This window comes from Falsiruegeria mediterranea M17 (assembly GCF_900302455.1).
Classification (GTDB): Bacteria; Pseudomonadota; Alphaproteobacteria; order Rhodobacterales; family Rhodobacteraceae; genus Falsiruegeria; species Falsiruegeria mediterranea.
The window spans coordinates 403882-424027 of record NZ_ONZG01000001.1 but is presented as its reverse complement, the minus strand read 5'-3'; the positions used below and the strand labels follow the sequence as shown (position 1 = coordinate 424027).

Annotated in this window: 17 protein-coding genes, 2 tRNA genes and 1 riboswitch; of the genes, 12 read left to right on the top strand and 7 right to left on the bottom strand. The window is 58.8% G+C overall.

The window, feature by feature from the left end:
- Positions 1–80 precede the first annotated feature (80 nt).
- Positions 81–521 (bottom strand): 6,7-dimethyl-8-ribityllumazine synthase, encoded by a 441-nt coding sequence (locus TRM7615_RS02050; RefSeq protein WP_108785236.1) that lies wholly within the window; start codon positions 519–521, stop codon positions 81–83.
- A gap of 69 nt (positions 522–590) precedes the next feature.
- A riboswitch (FMN riboswitch) is annotated at positions 591–739 on the bottom strand.
- A gap of 62 nt (positions 740–801) precedes the next feature.
- Between TRM7615_RS02050 and TRM7615_RS02045 the strand changes: the two genes are divergently transcribed.
- Positions 802–1428 carry an FMN-binding negative transcriptional regulator gene (locus TRM7615_RS02045; RefSeq protein WP_108785476.1) on the top strand — a complete coding sequence of 209 codons (627 nt, stop codon included), beginning with the start codon at positions 802–804 and terminating at the stop codon, positions 1426–1428.
- Here TRM7615_RS02045 and TRM7615_RS02040 read toward each other — a convergent pair.
- Both TRM7615_RS02040 and TRM7615_RS02035 read right to left on the bottom strand, forming a co-directional pair.
- Positions 1416–2315 (bottom strand): alpha/beta fold hydrolase, encoded by a 900-nt coding sequence (locus tag TRM7615_RS02040; RefSeq protein WP_108785235.1) that lies wholly within the window; start codon positions 2313–2315, stop codon positions 1416–1418. The genes TRM7615_RS02045 and TRM7615_RS02040 overlap by 13 nt on opposite strands.
- A 96-nt stretch (positions 2316–2411) precedes the next feature.
- Complete coding sequence (locus tag TRM7615_RS02035) at positions 2412–3299, bottom strand: amidohydrolase family protein (RefSeq protein WP_108785234.1); 888 nt, start codon at positions 3297–3299, stop codon at positions 2412–2414.
- 174 nt (positions 3300–3473) lie between these two features.
- Between TRM7615_RS02035 and TRM7615_RS02030 the strand changes: the two genes are divergently transcribed.
- The 5 genes from TRM7615_RS02030 to TRM7615_RS02010 all read left to right on the top strand — a co-directional run bounded on the left by TRM7615_RS02030 (position 3474) and on the right by TRM7615_RS02010 (position 7781).
- Positions 3474–4085 carry a glutathione S-transferase gene (locus TRM7615_RS02030; RefSeq protein ID WP_108785475.1) on the top strand — a complete coding sequence of 204 codons (612 nt, stop codon included), beginning with the start codon at positions 3474–3476 and terminating at the stop codon, positions 4083–4085.
- 212 nt (positions 4086–4297) lie between these two features.
- On the top strand, positions 4298–4858 hold the full coding sequence (gene petA, locus TRM7615_RS02025) for a ubiquinol-cytochrome c reductase iron-sulfur subunit (protein WP_108785233.1): 561 nt from the start codon (positions 4298–4300) through the stop codon (positions 4856–4858).
- Between the two features lie 12 nt (positions 4859–4870).
- The gene (gene petB / locus TRM7615_RS02020; protein ID WP_085793808.1) at positions 4871–6202 is read left to right on the top strand and encodes a cytochrome b; all 1332 of its coding nucleotides are present in this window, start codon (positions 4871–4873) and stop codon (positions 6200–6202) included.
- A gap of 15 nt (positions 6203–6217) precedes the next feature.
- Positions 6218–7006 (top strand): cytochrome c1, encoded by a 789-nt coding sequence (locus TRM7615_RS02015; protein WP_108785232.1) that lies wholly within the window; start codon positions 6218–6220, stop codon positions 7004–7006.
- Positions 7007–7082: 76 nt separating this feature from the next.
- Positions 7083–7781 carry a methyltransferase family protein gene (locus TRM7615_RS02010; protein WP_108785231.1) on the top strand — a complete coding sequence of 233 codons (699 nt, stop codon included), beginning with the start codon at positions 7083–7085 and terminating at the stop codon, positions 7779–7781.
- A gap of 3 nt (positions 7782–7784) precedes the next feature.
- Here the strand turns inward: TRM7615_RS02010 and mtaB are convergent, their stop codons facing one another.
- Together mtaB and dapF are read right to left on the bottom strand one after the other, a co-directional pair.
- On the bottom strand, positions 7785–9041 hold the full coding sequence (mtaB, locus tag TRM7615_RS02005) for a tRNA (N(6)-L-threonylcarbamoyladenosine(37)-C(2))-methylthiotransferase MtaB (RefSeq protein WP_108785230.1): 1257 nt from the start codon (positions 9039–9041) through the stop codon (positions 7785–7787).
- Positions 9038–9880: a diaminopimelate epimerase gene (gene dapF, locus TRM7615_RS02000; protein WP_181893212.1), complete on the bottom strand. Its 843-nt coding sequence runs from the start codon at positions 9878–9880 to the stop codon at positions 9038–9040. Before dapF ends, mtaB begins: the two co-directional genes overlap by 4 nt.
- A gap of 212 nt (positions 9881–10092) precedes the next feature.
- Between dapF and TRM7615_RS01995 the strand changes: the two genes are divergently transcribed.
- A tRNA-Lys gene (locus TRM7615_RS01995) sits at positions 10093–10168 on the top strand.
- Between the two features lie 308 nt (positions 10169–10476).
- Here TRM7615_RS01995 and TRM7615_RS01990 read toward each other — a convergent pair.
- Positions 10477–10563 (bottom strand) — tRNA-Leu (locus tag TRM7615_RS01990).
- Positions 10564–10783: 220 nt separating this feature from the next.
- On the opposite strand from TRM7615_RS01990, the gene TRM7615_RS01985 reads away from it, so the two are divergent.
- Positions 10784–11767, top strand: a complete 984-nt coding sequence (locus TRM7615_RS01985) for a complex I NDUFA9 subunit family protein (protein WP_108785229.1) — start codon at positions 10784–10786, stop codon at positions 11765–11767.
- On the opposite strand, the gene TRM7615_RS01980 is transcribed toward TRM7615_RS01985, so the two are convergent.
- Positions 11768–12571, bottom strand: a complete 804-nt coding sequence (locus TRM7615_RS01980) for an undecaprenyl-diphosphate phosphatase (RefSeq protein WP_108785228.1) — start codon at positions 12569–12571, stop codon at positions 11768–11770. It abuts the gene before it with no gap.
- Between the two features lie 229 nt (positions 12572–12800).
- On the opposite strand from TRM7615_RS01980, the gene TRM7615_RS01975 reads away from it, so the two are divergent.
- The 4 genes from TRM7615_RS01975 (at position 12801) to gltB (ending at position 20015) form a co-directional block, all read left to right on the top strand.
- Positions 12801–14234 (top strand): NAD(P)-dependent oxidoreductase, encoded by a 1434-nt coding sequence (locus TRM7615_RS01975; RefSeq protein ID WP_108785227.1) that lies wholly within the window; start codon positions 12801–12803, stop codon positions 14232–14234.
- A gap of 129 nt (positions 14235–14363) precedes the next feature.
- Positions 14364–15038 (top strand): hypothetical protein, encoded by a 675-nt coding sequence (locus TRM7615_RS01970; protein WP_108785226.1) that lies wholly within the window; start codon positions 14364–14366, stop codon positions 15036–15038.
- Positions 15039–15048: 10 nt separating this feature from the next.
- Positions 15049–15486, top strand: coding sequence for a GFA family protein (locus TRM7615_RS01965; protein WP_108785225.1), 438 nt, complete (start codon positions 15049–15051; stop codon positions 15484–15486).
- A complete protein-coding gene (gene gltB, locus TRM7615_RS01960) occupies positions 15483–20015 on the top strand; it encodes a glutamate synthase large subunit (protein ID WP_108785224.1) in 4533 nt (1510 codons plus the stop codon). Before TRM7615_RS01965 ends, gltB begins: the two co-directional genes overlap by 4 nt.
- The last annotated feature ends 131 nt before the right edge of the window (positions 20016–20146 follow it).

Genomic DNA, 20146 nt, shown 5'->3' with positions numbered 1-20146 from the left:
GCTTTGACGCGGTCGGGGGAGGGGGCGCTGCCCCCGTCGCTTGCGCGACTCCCCCGGAGTATTTTCAAAAGGGTGAAGTGTCAGGCCGCGTTCGCCAATTTGGCGCGGGTCTGGCCGATCATAAGGGCGGCGTTTGCCGCCTCGCGGCCCTTTTCCACAAAATGCGCGCGGTAGATCGCGTTGTGGTGATCGGTTTCCTGATACTGGTGCGGCGTCAGCGAGACTGACAGCACCGGAACGCCGGTGTCCATGCCTGCGCGCATCAGCCCGTCAACCACGGCCTGCGCCACGAAGTCGTGACGATAGATGCCGCCATCTACAACGAAGGCCGCACAGGCAATGGCGGCATATTGACCGGTCTTGGCCAGCTCCTGAGCCAGCAGGGGCATTTCAAACGCGCCGGGGACATCAAAGACGTCAATTTGATCTGCTGGGATCAATTCCTGAAAACCGTCGAGCGCGCGGTCGACGATATCGGCATGCCATTGTGCCTTGATGAAGGCATAGCGGGTGTGTGTCATCGTAATCTCCTTTGGTTCTGACACGTCACCCAAGGCGATCACGAACAGGGCCGGGCCTATCCCCGTCCTGCACGTTCTCTTTCATCCGGACTATGACCGTCGGCTCTGGCATCTCACCAGATCTGCTGACACCCTTGGAAAAGGGCCGCTCGCGGGCTTACGGGTCATGATGCCCGCATACCGCCGGTGGGGAATTTCGCCCCGCCCTGAGAACGACGCAGACCTTGCCAATGGCGCACGGGTTCTGCAAGACCGATTCTGCAAGCCAGAGGGAAAAGTGATGCATCCAAATCCGGTTTTTCGCACCGCTGAACATGAAACCAACCTGCAATTCACCCGCGAGCGGGGATTCGGTGTTCTTGCGGTTTCAGTCGACGGCGCGCCGTTGCTGTCCCATGTGCCGTTTGTTCTGTCGGATGACGGGGCTTGGGCTGATCTGCACCTTGTGCGATCGAACCCGATTGTCAGGGCGCTCAAGCAGCCGCTGCAAACCCGCCTCGCGGTGAGCGGGCCGGATGCCTATGTCTCGCCCGACTGGTACGGAATACCGGATCAGGTGCCCACGTGGAACTACGTTGCGGTGCATCTGATCGGACGGCTTGAACTGCGACCTCAGGAAGAGCTGCGCAGCTTGCTGGATCGCCAGTCAGCCGTGTTCGAGGCGCGTCTTGCCCCGAAACCAGCTTGGACCGCCGACAAGATGGACCCCGAGGCTTTGGGTCGAATGATGCGTCAGATCGTACCGTGCCGTCTGATGATCGAGGACGTTCAAAGTACCTGGAAGTTGAATCAGAACAAAACCACGGACGCGCGACTTGGTGCGGCCAAGGGCATTGAGGCGTCTGGCGTGGGATCAGAGGTTGACGTCTTGGCGCAATGGATGCGGGACGTCGATCACGCCGGTTGAACCTGATCCAGCTGCGCGGCGCGCGCAACATGCTCTGCCACAAAAGCAGGGTCTTGCATGGGCATGAAATGGGACAGGTCCGGGCGATGAACATCCGTCCCGTTTGGCAAGGCGTCAGCCAGTCCAGGCCAAGTTGGTGAACGGGTGAAGTCCGCCAAGCTCTTCAGGTCCATTGTGTGACTGCGCATGACCGTGACCGGGCAAGCGATCTGATCCAACTGATTCAGGATGAACGCGCCGGTCATAGGCAGCATGTACGAGCTCGCCTCGACCTCGGGTGGGCAGGCGAGCGTTAGCCCGTCATCCGACGGCAAAAGCCCGTGTTCGCAGTAATCTTGCAAAGCCTGCGGTGTGAACAGCGAATAGGGGAGGCGGTCGCGGAAACGGTCGACCATCTCTTGGACCGAGGTAAAGTTCCGCTTGCGTTGTGCCGCAGGGTGCTGGGCACCCTTGGGAAACAGGGCTTGGCCGAGGGCATAAATTTCGGGCGGCATGATGACCGGATCAACAAGCACCAGGGCGCGTACGGTTTTCGGTTTTTTAATCGTTGTTTGCGTCAGAACATGGCCGCCAAGGGAATGTCCTATGCAGACCACGTTGGTCAGGTTCAGAGTTTGGATGAATGTGGACAACTCGTCGCCCAACTCGGACCAGTCGGAAAACGGACCTCCGCTGGAATGCCCGTGCCCGTGCAGGTCCACGCAAATAGAATGTGCAGCAGGTAGGTGGCTGATGACCTGATCCCAAACACGTGCGTGAAACCCCGTGGCATGAGCAAAAAGCAGGGTAGGTCCCTGTCCGCGCTTGTCGACGTGCCGTTCAACATAGCTGAGGTCGACATCGCGGATCTGGCAGGTGCCTCGTTGCAAAGTTGATGTTTCGGGCACGCGGGCACCTCGTCAGGTCGATCTAGAACTAAGCCCAAGAGTAGAAGCCTGCCTATCGTCTGCACAAACGCGACGTTGGGGCACGAATGAGTTTTCCTAGCGTGTGCCGATCTGATCCATCGAGATCTGGCGACCAAAGACACGCTCGGCATTGCGAAAGGCGATCTGCTCGGCAATGTCGCGCGGTAGCTGGGCTAGCCAGGCGCGGTTCGATTGAATGATCTCGTCATAATCATCCCATTGACCATTCACCCAGGTGTCGCTGCCCACCATTAGGCGATCCGGGAACGCGAAGATTACCTTTTCCCAATCCGGGTCCAGACCCCGCCCCCAGCCCAGAATCTCATTTTCCCGCAATGAGGTGTCGGCAAGTAGGTCGGGATAGTTGTTCATCAACTCGTAAACCGCCGTTGCGCTGTCCCCTAGACCGGCATGAGCCCAGATGATCTTGACCTTTGAGTCGAGGGAGTAAAGCCAACGAATGGGGTCGGTGCTGGAATGCACATGCAGGTAGATATCGCGCGCGCGGGCCATTTTGATGACAGAACGAAACAGCGGCTCGTCCGAGGTATCAAGGCGGTGAATGTGAAACTCTCCGATTCCTTGGTGCGGATAGCGGGTCAGGCGGTCGGCCAGATAGGCCTCCATATCCGTGGCCTTGGTCCAATTCGATGACCCCGCATTGCCGTGATAGGGGCGCAGTTCGGGAATGATGCGATTGGGGGCATATTCCCACAACATGATGGTGCCCTCGTCCGGAGTGGAAGACACCAGCCCCATTGCCACACCGTTGCGATCCATCATTTCGATGACGCTTTCGACCGGATAGGCGTCCCAGGCAGGTTCCTTGTAGTGGATGTGAGCGTCAAAGATTGGCAAGTCATGCACTGCGTCGCCGATCGGGGTGCGGTCATCTGCCAACACAGCTGTCGTTAGAAGCGATGCTATTAACAGGGCGCTCAAAAGTGTCGGAAATTTTGCCATTCAGGTGACCTCCAATCATACATTGAGCTTATCATGACCCATTTGGACCGCTTTTTGTGAAAGGAAAGCTCCGACGCGCAGAGACCAAGGGTTGATAACGAAAGAAATTGAAACCTTGGCCGTGATGGCTACACATTTGCGCAAGACAATTGGATGGATCAGGGAGCAATCGCCATGAAACTCTACTACAGCCCGACGTCGCCCTATGTGCGCAAAGTCATGGTGCTTTTGCATGAAACCGGCCAGCTGGATGATGTCGAACTGATTGGTGCCAGCGGCACGCCTCTGGACCCGGCTGATCCCTTGATGGGTAAGAATCCCCTGACCAAAGTGCCCGCGCTCGAGCGTCCAGACGGACCGACTCTGTTCGACAGCCGGGTGATTTGCGCGTTTTTGGATGCGCGCGCCCAAGGTGGTTTTTACCCCGACGGCAATGCCCGGTGGGACACGTTGACGCTGGAGGCCCTGGCGGACGGGATATTGGATGCCGCCCTGCTAATTACTTACGAAGGTCGGCTTCGTCCCGAAGGAATGCAATGGGGCAGTTGGGCTGATGCGCAGTGGTTCAAGATCGAACGGGCTTGTGCTGCGTTGAACCAACGTTGGATGGCGCATTTGGCGGGGCCTTTGGACATGGGTCAAATCGCGGTGGCTTGTGCCCTGGGGTATGTGGATTTCCGCCACGATGCGCGCGGATGGCGCAAGGGAAATGATGCCTTGGCCGCATGGTACGCTGGATTCGAATCGCGGCCCAGTTTGGAAGCGACTCGACCACCCGAAGGATGAGAATCGGCTGGAAATTGGAGTTTCGCAGGTGCTGCTGCTTGAAATTATGTGTCCGCACCGCGACATGAAATGCGAATAACTCACTCCTGCGCGCCTATGACCGCTGGACGAACCAATTTCCTGCCGCTAGACACCCGCGATAAGTCACCGCATTCGTGTGGTGCTGATGCATGTTTGCCCGTTCGCCGGGCGCTGGAATCGGAGAAAACCTCGTGTCCCACGCAGAAGACCACGAAGGCACCCGCAGAGATTTCCTCTACTACGCCACCGCTGGCGCAGGTGCTGTAACCGCAGGGGCTGCCGTTTGGCCTCTGGTCAACCAAATGAACCCGTCGGCGGACGTTCAGGCGCTGTCCTCGATTCGCGTGGACGTGAGCGGTGTCGAGGTTGGCACTCAAATCAGTGTTAAGTTTCTGGGCAAGCCGGTGTTCATTCGCCGCCGCACTCAGGAAGAGATCGACGAGGCACGTGCCGTTGACCTGGCCGACCTGATCGACAACGACGATCGCAACGCCAACAAGCCTGGTCTGGACGCATCGGATGAAAACCGCGCGATGGACGAAGCTGGCGAATGGCTGGTGATGATGGGTGTTTGTACCCACCTGGGCTGTGTGCCTTTGGGTGACGGCGCAGGCGAGTTCCACGGTTGGTTCTGCCCCTGCCACGGTTCGCACTATGACACCTCGGGCCGTATCCGTAAGGGTCCCGCGCCTGAAAACCTGCCGGTTCCGATCGCCGAATTCGTCGACGCAACCACACTCAAGCTCGGTTAAGGAGGCTCTTACATGTCCGGAATTCCGCACGATCATTACGAGCCGAAGAGCAATGGCGAAAAGTGGCTGCACAGCCGCCTGCCCATCGTCGGCCTGATTTACGACACCATCATGATCCCCACCCCCAAGAACCTGAACTGGTGGTGGATCTGGGGCATCGTCCTGGCGTTCTGCCTGGTGCTGCAGATTGTCACCGGTATCGTTCTGGTGATGCACTATACCCCGCACGTTGACCTGGCGTTTGCCAGCGTCGAGCACATCATGCGCAACGTGAATGGTGGTTACATGATCCGCTATATTCACATGAACGGCGCTTCGCTGTTCTTTGTCGCGGTCTACATCCACATGTTCCGTGGCCTGTTCTATGGCTCCTACAAGGCGCCGCGTGAAATCACGTGGATCATCGGCATGCTGATCTTTGTCCTGATGATGGGCACCGGTTTCATGGGCTATGTTTTGCCCTGGGGTCAGATGTCGTTCTGGGGCGCAACCGTGATCACCGGCCTGTTTGGCGCGATCCCGTTCATCGGCGAGCCGATCCAGACCCTGCTGCTGGGTGGTCCGGCCGTGGACAACGCGACTCTGAACCGCTTCTTCTCGCTGCACTATCTGCTGCCGTTCGTGATTGCGGCGCTGGTGATCGTGCACATCTGGGCATTCCACACCACGGGCAACAACAACCCCACCGGTGTTGAAGTGCGCCGCACTTCGAAAGAAGATGTCAAGAAAGACACCCTGCCGTTCTGGCCGTACTTCGTGATCAAGGATTTCCTGGGTCTTGCGGTTGTTCTGGTGATCTTCTGGGCCATCGTCGGCTTCATGCCGAACTACCTGGGTCACCCCGACAACTACATCGAAGCCAACGCTCTGGTGACACCTGCACACATCGTGCCCGAATGGTACTTCCTGCCGTTCTACGCGATCCTGCGCGCGTTTACCGCCGACGTTTGGCTGGTGCAGTTGGTCAGCTTTGTGACCGGTGGCATCATCGACGCCAAGTTCTTTGGTGTGATCGCGATGTTTGGTGCGATTGCCGTGATGGCGCTGGCACCTTGGCTGGACACTTCGAACGTGCGTTCGGGTCAGTATCGCCCGATGTTCAAGTGGTGGTTCTACCTGCTGATCGTGGACTTCTTTGTCCTGATGTGGCTGGGTGCCATGCCCGCCGAAGAACCCTATGCGTCCTTCTCACTGATCGGTTCGGCTTACTGGTTCGCCTACTTCCTGGTCATTCTGCCCTTGCTGGGCGTGATCGAGAAACCGCTGCCGCAGCCGGAAACCATCGAAGAAGACTTCAACGCGCATTATGGCAAGGCTGACGCCGACGCCACGCCAGCCGAATAAGAGGGACCGAAACCCATGTTCAAGAAACTTGTACTAGGTGCCGCTCTGGCCTTTGCCCCTGTCGCAGCAATTGCGGCAGGTGGCGGCGACCAGCACATCGAGGACTTTGCGTTCTCGTTCGAAGGTCCCTTTGGCACATTCGACCAAAACCAACTGCAGCGCGGTCTGCAGATCTACACTGAGGTTTGCGCAGCCTGCCACGGCCTGCAGTACGTCCCCTTGCGGACCCTGTCGGACGAAGACGGCCCCGGCATCCCCGAGGATCAGGTGCGTGCTTACGCGGCTGACAACTTCTCGGTCTACGACGAAGAGCTGGACGATGACCGCCCTGCGATCCCATCGGACCACTTCCCAGCTAACACCAATGCTGGTGCACCTGACCTGAGCCTGATGGCCAAGGCGCGTGCCGGTTTCCACGGCCCCTATGGCCTGGGTATCAACCAGCTGGTCAAAGGTATGGGTGGCGCGGAGTACATCGCCTCGCTGCTGTCCGGTTACACTGGCAAGGAAAAAGAAGAAGCAGGCACCATCCTGTACGAAAACACCGCCTTCCCGGGTGGCTGGATTTCGATGGCGCCGCCGCTGTCGGACGAGCAGGTGGAATTCATCGATGGCCACGCCAACGATGTGGTTGCGATGTCCGAAGACGTCTCGGCCTTCCTGATGTGGACGGCTGAGCCAAAGATGATGGCCCGCAAACAGGCCGGTTTTGTTGGTGTGCTGTTCCTGACCTTGCTGTCGGTTCTGCTCTACCTGACCAACAAGCGCCTGTGGGCTCCGGTCAAAGGCAAGAAGAAAGCCTGATCCGGATCAAAGCTCTGGTAATTGAAACCCCCGGCCCGCAAGGTGCCGGGGGTTTTTTTGTTTTGTGGGGTCTGGAATGCCTCTTGTTGTCCGTGGTTTGTTGAACGTGGTCGTGCAGCTGACCGTGCTGTTCGTCGCCCTGATCGGCACGGCAGCGTCAGTCAGCGGGTCATGGATGTGGCCACGAGGGATCGAACTGATCGTGACCTATGGCGCACTTGTCAGCGCTGCAACGGTGATGTTGGCATGGTGGGCTCCAAAGAGCCTCGAGGCGCGCCTGACGCCCCCTTTCAGCGCGGCCCAGCCAACACAGGACTTCTGGGCGACGGTGGCTATCCTCGTTACCCTACTGGTGTCGGTTGTCTTTGTGCCGATCGATGTGTTTGCCTGGCACCTGTTGCCACCGCCTGTACCGTGGGTTGCGTCAATTGGCGGGTGGGTTGCCTTGGTAGGCTTTGCCTTGATCATTTGGGTGATCTTCGCGAACCAGTTTGCAATCCTGAACGTCGAAGACCAATCAAGTTCAGGGCAAAATGTGGTGGATGTTGGCCCTTACGCCTTCGTTCGCCACCCGATGTATCTGTCGGCGTTGATCATGCAGTCGGGGGCGGGCGTCTGGCTTGGCTCAACGGCCAGCCTGATCATGCTGGGTCCGGTGTTTGCAGCCTTGTCGCTGCGAGTAGCCATCGAAGAGCGTGTGTTGCTGGACACCTTGCCAGGCTATGCGGCGTATTGCGAAACGCGCCGGTTTCGCATCCTGCCGGGTGTCTGGTAGGTCTCAGGCGACTAGCTGCACGCCATCTATGCCAATCACAGGCGCTCGCACGATTTGCCCTTCGATCTGGGCAGTATCAAAGCGGACTTCGGTGAATTGTTCGGTCCGGCCCATGTGAGGGTTTTCCATCAGGATATGGTGGGTTTTACCGACCTGTGCCTGTAGGTGTTGAGCAACCTGAGCGTCCCCGGCAGCGCGCAGGCGGGCTGCACGGTCCTTGATGACCTTGCCATTTACCTGGTTGGGGATCTTGGCCGCAGGCGTGCCTTCGCGCTTGGAATAGGGGAAGACATGCAGCCATGTCAGGTCGCAATCGCTCACCAGTTTCAGCGAGTTCTCGAAATGCGCCTCCGTCTCAGTCGGGAAGCCGGCGATGATGTCGGCGCCAAAGGTCATTTCAGGGCGCAGCTTCTTCGCTTCTTCAGTGAACCGGATCGCATCGTCACGCAAATGACGACGCTTCATTCGCTTCAGAATCAGATCGTCACCATGTTGCAGTGACAGATGCAGATGCGGCATCAGGCGCGGTTCGGTGGCGATGGCTTGCATCAGGTTCTCGTCCACCTCGATCGAATCGATCGAGCTGATCCGCAGGCGTGGCAGATCCGGCACCAGTTTCAGGATGCGCATCACCAGATCACCCAGCTTTGGCTCGGCGGGCAGATCAGCACCCCAAGAGGTCAGGTCAACGCCAGTCAACACAACCTCGTTATAGCCCCGGTCCACCAGCCGCTTGATCTGATCCACCACAACGCCCGCAGGCACGCTGCGTGAGTTACCGCGGCCATACGGGATGATGCAGAAGGTGCAGCGGTGGTCACAGCCGTTCTGGACTTGCACGTAGGCGCGCGAGCGGGTGCCAAAGCCGTCGATCAGGTGACCGGCGGTCTCGGTGACGGACATGATGTCGTCGACCTGAACCGTCTCGGTCTCGCCGATGAAATCAGCGGCCATCCCTTTCCAGGTGTCGGGCTGCATCTTTTCGGTGTTGCCGATGACGGCGTCCACCTCTTCCATCGCAGAAAAAGTCTGAGGCTCGGTTTGCGCCGCGCAGCCGGTGACGATCAGCCGGGCGTCCGGGTTTTCCCGCCGCAGTTTTCGAATCTCTTGGCGCGCTTTGCGCACGGCCTCGGCCGTCACGGCGCAGGTATTCACGATCACCGCATCTTTCAGACCTGCCTGCTGCGACAGCTCTTTCATCGCCTCGGTTTCATAGGCGTTCAGGCGGCAGCCGAGTGTGGTGAATTTGGGCGCGCTCATGCGAGGCTCTCCAGAAATTCACGGGTGAAGGTGCCGGTAAAGACATGCATCGTCGGTCCTGTCATCCAGACCCCGTCGTCCCGCCAGTCGACATGCAGCGTGCCGCCATCCAGGTCAATGCGCACGCTGCGCCCCGTCAGGCCGCGTCGGGCCGCTGCAACAGCCGTGGCACAGGACGACGACCCCGAGGCTAGCGTAATGCCCACCCCGCGCTCCCAGACGCGCATACGGATGTGATCGGGGCCCACGATCTGCGCCACCTGCACGTTGGTGCGTTCGGGGTACAGTGGGTGGTGCTCATGCGCCGAACCAAAGGCGGTCAGATCGACAGCCTCGGCGTCGTCGACAAAAAACGTGCAATGCGGATTGCCCATGCCGGTCGCGGTCGGTTCCCCGTCGATGGGCAGACGAAGGGTGTCCATCTCATGCGCCAACGGCACTTCATGCCACTCCAGCTGCGGATGCCCCATGTTTACGGACGTCAGTCCATCACCAGCTTCACGCGCCCACAGATCGCCGCGATCCGTGGTCAGGTGCAGCTTGGTCTTGCCGCTTTCATCCATCAGGTGTCGCGCGATACAGCGGGTGGCGTTACCACACGCGGCCGAGGTCGAACCATCGGCGTTGTAGAACACCAGATGCGCGTCGCCAGCGCCGTTCTCGATCACCGCAAGTTGGTCGAACCCGACGCCGAACTGACGATGCGCGATTCCTTTTGCCATAGCCGGCGTGATGACGATGTCGCCTGAGCGCGCGTCCACAACGACAAAGTCGTTGCCCAGCCCGTGCATCTTCATAAAGGGCAAATTGCTGTCGGTGTTCTGTTGCATGGCGGGCATATAACTGTGGTCTCCGGATGAATCCAGAGTTGAGGCAAGATTCTGGAAAAAAGGGGTTGACCCCCCCGCGCCCTCTCCCTAATTAGGCCGCCTATCGGGTCGCCGGAAACGCCGGAAACAAAGCGACACGATGCGCAAAATAAGGCCTTGAACCTACCTGGTAAAATGTCTTAGAGAGCGCCACGGATCGAAGAGATCCAGAAGAAAAGAGTGGGCCGTTAGCTCAGTTGGTAGAGCAACTGACTTTTAATCAGTGGGTCGCAGGTTCGAATCCTGCACGGCTCACCACTTCTTTCTCAGCCGAACAACATGGCACTACACTGAACCGCTGATCTAGCGCCATGGTGTTTGTGTGCGGTTTCCCTTTCCACAAGACCAATCGGCTTCTGGCGGCGTTCGCGTTTTCTCTCATTGGGTTTCTGCGCACGGACTGATTCCCGAACGGACATCCATGCATTGGTGGTAAATCGCAGGTATTGGGGGTGAGTTATCGGGGTGTCTGCCTGTGTACAGATCGCAGTGGTTCATGGGTGCGGTAGAAGACGCCGATCAGTATCCGCGTGTATGCGGTTTTCTCTAGTAGTGATTTTGAGAAATGGTGCCCAGGAGAGGACTCGAACCTCCACGTCCATACGGACACTAGCACCTGAAGCTAGCGCGTCTACCAATTCCGCCACCTGGGCCGGTGTCGTGGGGCGGGATTTACGCTTAGCTGCGGGAGGCGTCAACCGGATTTTTGAACTTTGTGAAACTTTTTTGATCGCCCTGCCAAAGAGCATCCGGATGCCGTAGACAACATCGCTGGAATTGCTGGCAACGCGTCCCTTTGCGGCATATTAGAACCTTGTTTGCGAAGGCTTGGGGCGGTACATCGAACTGTGTCTCAGTCAACAGGAGCCTCTCATGTCGAAAATGGTCACCATTTATGGCGGGTCTGGATTCGTCGGTCGTTATATTGCACGGCGCATGGCCAATGAGGGGTGGCGTGTTCGCGTCGCAGTTCGGCGCCCGAATGAAGCGATGTATGTCAAAACCTATGGCGTCGTCGGCCAGGTCGAACCCATTTTGTGCAACATCCGTGATGACGCCTCGGTCGCCTTGGCCATGAAAGGTGCGGATGCGGTCGTCAATTGCGTGGGTGTCTTGAACGAGGTGAGCAAAAACACGTTCGACGCGGTTCAGGCCGACGGGGCCGGGCGAGTGGCCCGTTTGGCTGCAGCCGAAGGGATCGAGCGAATGGTTCATGTTTCGGCCATTGGGGCCGATGCGGAATCGAACAGCGAATATGCGCAGACCAAAGCCGCCGGTGAGGCAGCCGTTCTGGAGCATATGCCCAATGCGATGATTCTGCGTCCATCGGTGGTTTTTGGAACCGAGGATCAGTTCTTTAACCGCTTTGCTGGCATGACGCGTCTGAGCCCGTTTCTGCCGTTGGTCGGCGCTGAGACCAAGTTTCAGCCCGTCTTTGTGGATGATGTGGCTAAGGCCGCAGTCAAGGGTGTGTTGGGTGAAGCTGAAGGCGGTGTTTATGAGCTGGGTGGCCCTGAGGTTGCCAGCTTCCGTGACTTGATGAAGGTGATGCTGGACGTGATCCACCGGCGCCGTGTGATCCTGGGCATGCCGATGTTTGCAGCCCGGATCATGGCCGGTGTGCTGGACATCGTGAAGTTTGTCTCTTTCCAGTTGTTCCCCAATAACATCTTGACCCGTGATCAGGTGCGCAATTTGGGGCGCGACAATGTTGTTGCTGAGGACGCCAAAGGCTTTGAAGATCTGGGGATTGAACCTGCGACCTTGGAATCGGTGTTGCCTGACTACCTGTGGAAATTCCGTCCCTCGGGGCAGTACGACGCCATCAAGGATTCGGCCAAGAACCTGCGGGCCTGATCAGGCGTAGGCGTAGACCAACAACACAATACCCAGGATCACCCTGTAGATGACATACGGGGTGAAACTGATGCTGCGCAGCAATCGCATCATCAGGCTGAGCGCCAGCAAGGCCGAGACAAAAGCCATGGCAGCGGCAATCGCTCCGTCCCGCGCCACGGCAGCGTCGGCTTGAATCGCAACCTCAGTGCCCAGCAGTGTGCCAGAAGCAATGATGGTGGGAATGGACATCAGCATGGCGATGCGGGCACCGTCTTCGCGGTTGTAGCCCAAGCGGCGTGCTCCGGTGATCGTGATACCCGAGCGTGAGGTGCCGGGGATCAGTGCGATGGCTTGCCAGAAGCCCATCAGAATCGCATCCTTTACGCCCCAGTCCTGGGCTGTCTTGGTCTCTTTCCCGGTTTGGTCAGCCCAGTAGAGGACAAGGCCAAAGATCAGCATGGTCCAGCCGATAACGGCGACCGAGCGGAGCGAGGCGCTGAGGCCGGTGACATGCAGGAAAAGGCCAAACAGGACAGTGGGGATTGTCGCGATGATCAGCCCGGCGGCCAAACGCGATCCTTCTGTGTCGATGCGTCCAGTCAGGGCGCGGGGTAAGCCCAGAAGACCCAGTTTTACATCTGACCAGAAGTAGAGAACGACCGCGCCCAAGGTGCCGATGTGGACCGCCACGTCGATCACCTGACCTTGGTCCTCCAGGCCGGTCAGTCCCGGCAAGAGAATCAGGTGACCTGAAGAAGATACAGGCAGGAATTCGGTGATTCCCTGAATCAGCGCGATGAGAAGTAGTTGAAACAGAGGCATTTTTGGAAACTCGTTTCAGGCGACGTTGGTTTGAGAGTGGGTATAAGTTCTTTGGTTCAAAAAGAAAGTCGATAATAAGGTCCGACTCGGACCTAAAGTCTTGCCTTTTTTGTTCTGGAATTCTAAACCGATGCCAGAAATCTAGAAAAAAGGTCAGCATAGTTGACTTTTAATGTCGCCGAGCGTCCTGTAGACAATCGCGACGTAGCCAATTCATGGAGTTTGACCCGTGGCCAAGCAACCGATGCTAAAATTTGTCCAGATCGATCGCGACATGCCTGCAAAGCGTGACGCTACTGTACGCAGGGAAGATTTCGACGAAATTTATGCCGAGTACGCTGCGGCCAAGGCCGAGGAGCAGGCGAGCCGGTGCAGCCAATGTGGTGTTCCCTATTGTCAGTCGCACTGCCCGCTGCACAACAATATCCCCGATTGGCTGCACCTGACCGCAACCGGTCGCCTGGAAGAGGCCTATGCCACCAGCCAGGCCACCAACACCTTCCCCGAGATCTGTGGCCGCATCTGTCCGCAGGACCGTCTGTGCGAAGGCAACTGTGTGATTGAACAGTCCGGCCACGGTACAGTGACCATCGGATCTGTCGAGAAATACATCACCGACACCGCCTGGGACAAAGGCTGGGTTCTACCCAATGCCCCCTCACGGGAACGCAGCGAAAGCGTCGGTATCATCGGCGCTGGCCCCGGCGGTTTGGCAGCGGCGGACATGCTGCGCAAAGCCGGTGTACAGGTCACGGTTTATGACCGCTATGACCGCGCGGGCGGGTTGCTGATGTACGGCATTCCGGGCTTCAAGCTGGAAAAAGATGTGGTTCAGCGCCGCAACGATCTGCTCGCAGATGGTGGCGTGACGTTTGAACTGAACTGCGATGTCGATGCCGCCAAATTTGCCGAGATCCGCGAGCAGCACAACGCAGTGGTTATCGCGACAGGCGTCTATAAATCGCGCGATCTGGCCATGCCGGGCAGGGGTTTGGCAGGGATTGAGAAGGCGATTGATTTCCTGACTGCGTCCAACCGCAAAAGCTTTGGTGACGCGGTTGAAGAGTTCGACAATGGTCGCCTGAATGCTGAAGGTAAGAAGGTTGTTGTGATCGGCGGTGGTGATACCGCGATGGACTGTGTGCGCACCTCGATCCGACAGGGCGCGACGTCTGTTAAGTGTCTCTATCGTCGTGACCGCGCCAACATGCCGGGCTCGATGCGTGAAACGCAGAACGCCGAAGAAGAAGGCGTGATCTTTGAGTGGTTGAGTGCGCCCAAAGGGTTCACCGGCGACGACACAGTCAACGGTGTACTGGTGCAAAAGATGCGCCTGGGTCAGCCGGATGCATCCGGTCGCCAAGCGCCCGAGGTGATCGAAGGCGCGGATTACGTCGAAGAGGCCGATCTGGTCATCAAGGCGCTGGGGTTCGAGCCCGAAGATCTGCCGACCCTCTTTGGTCAGCCCGACCTGCCGGTGACCCGTTGGGGCACTGTCAAGGCGGCGTTCCAGAGCGGCGAGACCGAGATGGAAGGTGTCTATGCCGTGGGCGATATCGTGCGCGGTGCGAGCTTGGTGGTTTGGGCGATCAAGGACGGCCGCGACTGTGCCGAAGCGATCCTGAAAAAGCTGGATGCTGCACCTGCAATCGCCGCCGAATAAGGGCCAAAAATCGCCTGTGACATGCGTGCACCAAGCGTGCACTACCCGTACACCGCCGTCGCATACATCTGATGCGGCACTGCAGCCAAAGGGTCACAATCCGTGACCCATAAGCCGAAGGACAGGAAAATGATTGCACGATGGACTGCTGCTCTGACCCTGAGCGTGTTTGGCGGAATGGCTGTGGCCCAGGAGATTTCCGAAGTGCCGGCGGGTTGCACAGCGCTGGCGACTGTGCACAAGAACGAGTGTCGCACGTCGACCCTGTTGATGTGCGGCAAAGATCGCCAAGTTCTGACGTTTGCCAATGGTCGTCCAGATATCGTGCATTTCTATGACGGTGATTGGGGGTTGGGCGGATTTCTGTATCAGGCCAACGCACAAACCCGGTTTGATCGTGATCCGGATGCGGGTGAGTGGCTGAACCTCGGCGATCTTGTCGCCGACAGTCAGGACATTGAGGATGGTATCCTGCTGTTTTCGACCCGTGTGGTGAAGAACCGCGAGTTCATGGTTCAGGGCGCGTACACCCTGAGCGATGAGGTGGTCGAGTTGAGCGGGCATGCGTTTCGCAAGGGTACGTTGCATCGCGAGTTGCAGCGCGAGGGCATCGACAGCAGCTGGCTGGGGTTCGACATCGACATTTATGTGTCCGACGCGCTGGGCCTGTTTGTTGAGGGCAGCCTGACCAGCCACGCGCGCGACCGCGACTCGTTCACCACCGATCACACCCCGCGTGCGATCCGGTTCGAAGGCGAGCCCGGATTTCTGGCAACGCGGTCCGATTTTGGCTGCGACGGGTAAGGGGCGCGATATGACCGAACTGAACGGACAATGCATGTGTGGCGCCGTAAGTGTCACGGCAACCCCGGCAAAGCCCGCGATTGGTGCGTGCCATTGTGACATGTGCCGCCGCTGGACCAGCTCGGCTTTGATGACGTTTCAGGCCGAGCCGGGCTATGCCGCGCTGGGCCCGGTCAAGACATTTGTGTCGTCCGATTGGGCCGAGCGCGCGTTCTGCGAGGAATGCGGATCGGCGCTGTGGTACCGGATGACCGCGCCGGGGCCGATGCACGGCCAGACCCAGATGGCGGCCGGACTTTTTGAGAATGCAGGCGGCAGCAAGCTGAGCCTGGAACTGTTTATCGACAAGAAACCCGAGGGTTATGCATTTGCAGGGGATCGCAAGCAGATCACCGAGGCCGAGATGATGGCCATGTATGCCCCGTCGGAAGAAGGAGACAACCAATGACCAAATATGATGCCGATTGGGTGCGCGCCGAAGAGGCCAAGCGTCAGTGGATGGCCGAGAATGGCCTGTATTCCGAGGAAGAGGAGCACTCGTCCTGCGGTGTGGGCCTTGTGGTGTCCGTTGATGGCAAGAAAAGCCGCAAGGTGGTTGAGGCCGGGATCGACGCGCTGAAAGCGATCTGGCACCGCGGCGCTGTGGATGCCGATGGCAAGACCGGCGACGGCGCGGGCATTCACGTTCAGATCCCGGTGATGTTCTTTTATGATCAGATCCGCCGCACCGGCCATGAACCCCGCATGGACGAGCTGATGGCCGTGGGTCAGGTGTTCCTGCCGCGTACCGACTTTGGCGCGCAGGAAACCTGCCGGACCATTGTTGAAACCGAAGTTCTGAAGATGGGCTATTATATCTATGGCTGGCGTCATGTGCCGGTGGATGTGACCTGCCTGGGGGAAAAGGCCAACGCGACCCGCCCCGAGATTGAGCAGATCCTAATCTCGAATTCCAAGGGTGTCGATGAAGAGACCTTTGAGCGTGAACTGTATGTGATCCGCCGTCGGATCGAAAAGGCGGCCTCGGCTGCGAGTGTGACGGGGTTGTATATTGCGTCGCTGTCGTGCCGGTCGATCATTTACAAGGGCATGATGCTGGCCGAGCAGGTTGCCGTGTTCTACCCCGACCTGGTGGACGAGCGGTTTGAGTCTGCCTTTGCCCTGTATCACCAGCGCTATTCGACCAACACCTTCCCGCAGTGGTGGCTGGCACAGCCGTTCCGCATGTTGGCGCATAACGGCGAGATCAACACGCTGCGCGGCAACCTCAATTGGATGAAGAGCCACGAGATCCGGATGGCGTCGTCCTTTTTTGGCGAGATGGCCGAGGACATCAAGCCGATCGTTTCAGGCGGGTCGTCGGATTCCGCCGCGCTGGATGCGGTGTTTGAGGTTTTGGTGCGTGCGGGCCGCAATGCGCCGATGGCCAAGACGATGCTGGTGCCAGAATCGTGGTCCAAGCAGGCGGTGGATCTGCCGCAGCCGTGGATCGACATGTATTCCTATTGTAACTCGGTGATGGAGCCGTGGGACGGCCCGGCTGCGCTGGCGATGACCGATGGTCGCTGGGTCTGCGCGGGTCTGGACCGCAACGGTCTGCGCCCGATGCGGTACGTAGTGACCGGTGACGGGCTGCTGATCGCGGGGTCCGAGGCGGGCATGGTGCCGATCAACGAGGCCAATGTTGTGGAAAAAGGCGCGCTGGGTCCGGGGCAGATGATCGCTGTGGATATGGCCGAGGGCAAATTGTTCCACGACACCGAGATCAAGGATACGCTGGCGGGCAGCCGTCCGTTTGGTGAATGGGTCGGCAAGATCGTCAACCTTGAGGACAAGCTGAAGGGCGTGACCGAGGCTGCGATGTTCAGCGGTGAAGAACTGCGCAAGCGGCAGATCGCGGCTGGTTATAGCATCGAAGAGCTGGAGCAGATCCTGGCGCCGATGGCTGAGGACGGCAAAGAGTCTCTAGCCTCGATGGGGGATGACACCCCGTCGGCGGTTCTGTCCAAGATGTACCGCCCGCTGAGCCACTTCTTCCGCCAGAACTTCTCTCAGGTGACGAACCCGCCGATCGACTCGTTGCGCGAGTTCCGGGTGATGTCGTTGAAGACACGGTTCGGGAACCTCAAGAACGTGCTGGACGAAGACAGCAGCCAGACTGAGATCGTGGTGCTGGAAAGCCCGTTCATCGGCAACGCCCAGTGGGAAAACCTGGTCGAAGGGTTTGATGCTGCGCTGGTTGAAATCGACTGTTCGTTCGAAGCCGGTCAAGGCGCGCTGAATGCTGCGCTGGCGCGGATCCGGGCCGAAGCAGAAGAGGCTGTGCGTTCGGGCGCGGGGCACATCGTTCTGACAGATCAGCATTCAAACGCCGAAAAGGTGGCGATGCCGATGATCTTGGCGACATCCGCCGTGCACAGCCACCTGACGCGCAAAGGTTTGCGGACCTTCTGCTCGCTCAATGTGCGCGCAGCCGAATGCATCGACCCGCATTACTTTGCGGTGTTGATCGGCTGCGGTGCGACCGTGGTAAACGCCTATCTGGCCGAAGACTCCATCGCTGACCGCATCGAGCGTGGTTTGCTGGACGGTTCGTTGACCGAGAACATCGCGCGGTATCGTGAAGCCATTGACCAGGGTCTGCTCAAGATCATGGCCAAGATGGGCATTTCGGTGATTTCATCTTATCGCGGTGGCCTGAACTTTGAGGCCGTGGGCCTGTCTCGTGCGATGGTTGCCGAGTTCTTCCCTGGCATGACCAGCCGCATCTCGGGCATCGGTGTGACAGGTATCCAGACCAAGGCAGAAGAGGTTCACGCCAAGGGCTGGGGTGAAGTTGCCAACGTTCTGCCCATCGGTGGCTTCTATAAGGCCCGCAAATCGGGTGAGACGCATGCCTGGGAAGCAACCAGCATGCACATGATGCAGATGGCGTGTAACAAAGCGTCGTTCGAGCTGTGGAAGCAGTATTCGGCCAAGATGCAAAGCAATCCGCCGATCCACCTGCGCGACCTGATGGATTTCAAACCGCTGGGCAAGGCGATTCCGCTGGAAGAGGTTGAGTCCATCACCTCGATCCGTAAGCGGTTTGTGACGCCGGGCATGTCGCTGGGGGCGCTGAGCCCTGAGGCACACAAGACGCTGAACGTGGCGATGAACCGGATTGGGGCCAAGTCGGATTCGGGTGAAGGCGGCGAAGATCCCGCACACTTTGTGCCCGAACCCAATGGCGACAACCCGTCGGCCAAGATCAAACAAGTGGCTTCGGGCCGTTTTGGTGTGACTGCGGAATACCTGAACCAGTGTGAAGAGCTGGAAATCAAGGTGGCCCAGGGTGCGAAACCCGGTGAGGGTGGCCAGTTGCCGGGCATGAAGGTCACCGACCTGATTGCGCGTCTGCGCCATTCGACCAAGGGTGTGACCCTGATCTCGCCGCCGCCGCACCACGATATCTATTCGATCGAGGATCTGGCGCAGCTGATCTATGACCTGAAACAGATCAACCCGCGCTGCAAGGTGACGGTGAAGCTGGTGGCGTCTTCGGGCGTTGGCACGATTGCTGCTGGTGTGGCCAAGGCCAAGGCGGACGTGATCCTGATTTCGGGCCACAACGGGGGCACCGGTGCCTCACCCGCGACCTCAATCAAGTACGCCGGTTTGCCGTGGGAGATGGGCCTGACCGAGGCGCATCAGGTTCTGGCGATGAACAACTTGCGCGAGCGGGTCACGCTGCGAACCGATGGTGGTCTGCGCACAGGGCGCGACATCGTGATTGCGGCAATGCTGGGGGCCGAGGAATACGGTATCGGCACCGCGGCGCTGATCGCGATGGGCTGTATCATGGTGCGTCAGTGCCAGAGCAACACCTGCCCGGTTGGGGTCTGTACGCAGGATGAAAGCCTGCGCGCCAAGTTCACCGGCAACGCGGACAAGGTGGTGAACCTGATCACCTTCTACGCGCAGGAAGTGCGTGAGGTTCTGGCCTCGATCGGCGCGCGGTCGATTGAAGAGGTGATTGGGCGTGCGGATCTGCTGGCGCAGGTCAGCCGTGGTTCGGCGCATCTGGATGACCTGGACCTGAACCCGCTGCTGATCACTGTCGATGGCTCGGCCAACATCGTTTACAACCGCGACAAGGACCGCAATGCGGTGCCGGATACACTGGACGCAGAAATCGTGCGCGACGCGGCACGCTTCTTGCAGGACGGTGAAAAGATGCAGCTGTCGTATGCGATCCAGAACACGGATCGGACCGTGGGCACGCGCACATCCAGCCACATTGTGCGGAACTTTGGCATGCGCAACACGCTGCAAGAGGATCACCTGACGGTGAAGCTGCAAGGCTCGGCCGGGCAGTCGTTGGGGGCTTTTGCGGCGCCTGGGCTGAAGCTGGAAGTGTCGGGTGATGCCAACGACTATGTCGCCAAGGGTCTGTCGGGCGGCACCGTTGTGGTACGTCCGCCGCAGGTGAGCCCGCTGAAGGCATCCGAAAACACCATCATCGGCAACACGGTTCTGTATGGCGCGACCGACGGTCACCTGTTTGCGGCGGGTCGCGCAGGCGAGCGCTTTGCGGTTCGGAACTCGGGCGCCAAAGTGGTGATCGAGGGCTGCGGCGCTTGCGGGTGTGAGTACATGACCGGCGGCGTGGCAGTGATCCTGGGCGACATCGGTGCGAACTTTGGCGCGGGTATGACCGGCGGCATGGCGTATCTGTATGATCCCGAAGGCAAGGCCGAGACGGTGATGAACATGGAAACGCTGGTGACCTGTCCGGTGACCGTGGACCACTGGGAAGCGCAGCTGAAAGGTTTGGTCGAGCGTCATCTGGCCGAGACCGGCAGCCGTAAAGCGGCAGATATCCTGCAACACTGGGATGTGGAGAAGGCGAACTTCCTTCAGGTCTGCCCGAAAGAGATGCTGGTGCATCTGCCCGCGCCCTTGAGCACGGAAGAGCAGGCGGTTCCGGCAGAGTAAGCCTGACCAAATGAACATGAAAAGCCCGCGATCAGGATCTGGTCGCGGGCTTTTGACGTTTTGGGGGAGGTAACCTGACCTTGTCCCCTTTTTTTGAACACAGAATGGGCCCATTTTTAGGTTAGTTTTCG

Bases quoted from the DNA above. Each gene is read 5' to 3' on its own strand.
- TRM7615_RS02050 (WP_108785236.1), bottom strand. From the start codon at position 521: ATGACACACACCCGCTATGCCTTCATCAAGGCACAATGGCATGCCGAT.
- TRM7615_RS02045 (WP_108785476.1), top strand. From the start codon at position 802: ATGCATCCAAATCCGGTTTTTCGCACCGCTGAACATGAAACCAACCTG.
- TRM7615_RS02035 (WP_108785234.1), bottom strand. From the start codon at position 3,299: ATGGCAAAATTTCCGACACTTTTGAGCGCCCTGTTAATAGCATCGCTT.
- TRM7615_RS02030 (WP_108785475.1), top strand. From the start codon at position 3,474: ATGAAACTCTACTACAGCCCGACGTCGCCCTATGTGCGCAAAGTCATG.
- petB (WP_085793808.1), top strand. From the start codon at position 4,871: ATGTCCGGAATTCCGCACGATCATTACGAGCCGAAGAGCAATGGCGAA.
- TRM7615_RS02015 (WP_108785232.1), top strand. From the start codon at position 6,218: ATGTTCAAGAAACTTGTACTAGGTGCCGCTCTGGCCTTTGCCCCTGTC.
- TRM7615_RS02010 (WP_108785231.1), top strand. From the start codon at position 7,083: ATGCCTCTTGTTGTCCGTGGTTTGTTGAACGTGGTCGTGCAGCTGACC.
- mtaB (WP_108785230.1), bottom strand. From the start codon at position 9,041: ATGAGCGCGCCCAAATTCACCACACTCGGCTGCCGCCTGAACGCCTAT.
- dapF (WP_181893212.1), bottom strand. From the start codon at position 9,880: ATGCCCGCCATGCAACAGAACACCGACAGCAATTTGCCCTTTATGAAG.
- TRM7615_RS01985 (WP_108785229.1), top strand. From the start codon at position 10,784: ATGTCGAAAATGGTCACCATTTATGGCGGGTCTGGATTCGTCGGTCGT.
- TRM7615_RS01980 (WP_108785228.1), bottom strand. From the start codon at position 12,571: ATGCCTCTGTTTCAACTACTTCTCATCGCGCTGATTCAGGGAATCACC.
- TRM7615_RS01970 (WP_108785226.1), top strand. From the start codon at position 14,364: ATGATTGCACGATGGACTGCTGCTCTGACCCTGAGCGTGTTTGGCGGA.
- TRM7615_RS01965 (WP_108785225.1), top strand. From the start codon at position 15,049: ATGACCGAACTGAACGGACAATGCATGTGTGGCGCCGTAAGTGTCACG.
- gltB (WP_108785224.1), top strand. From the start codon at position 15,483: ATGACCAAATATGATGCCGATTGGGTGCGCGCCGAAGAGGCCAAGCGT.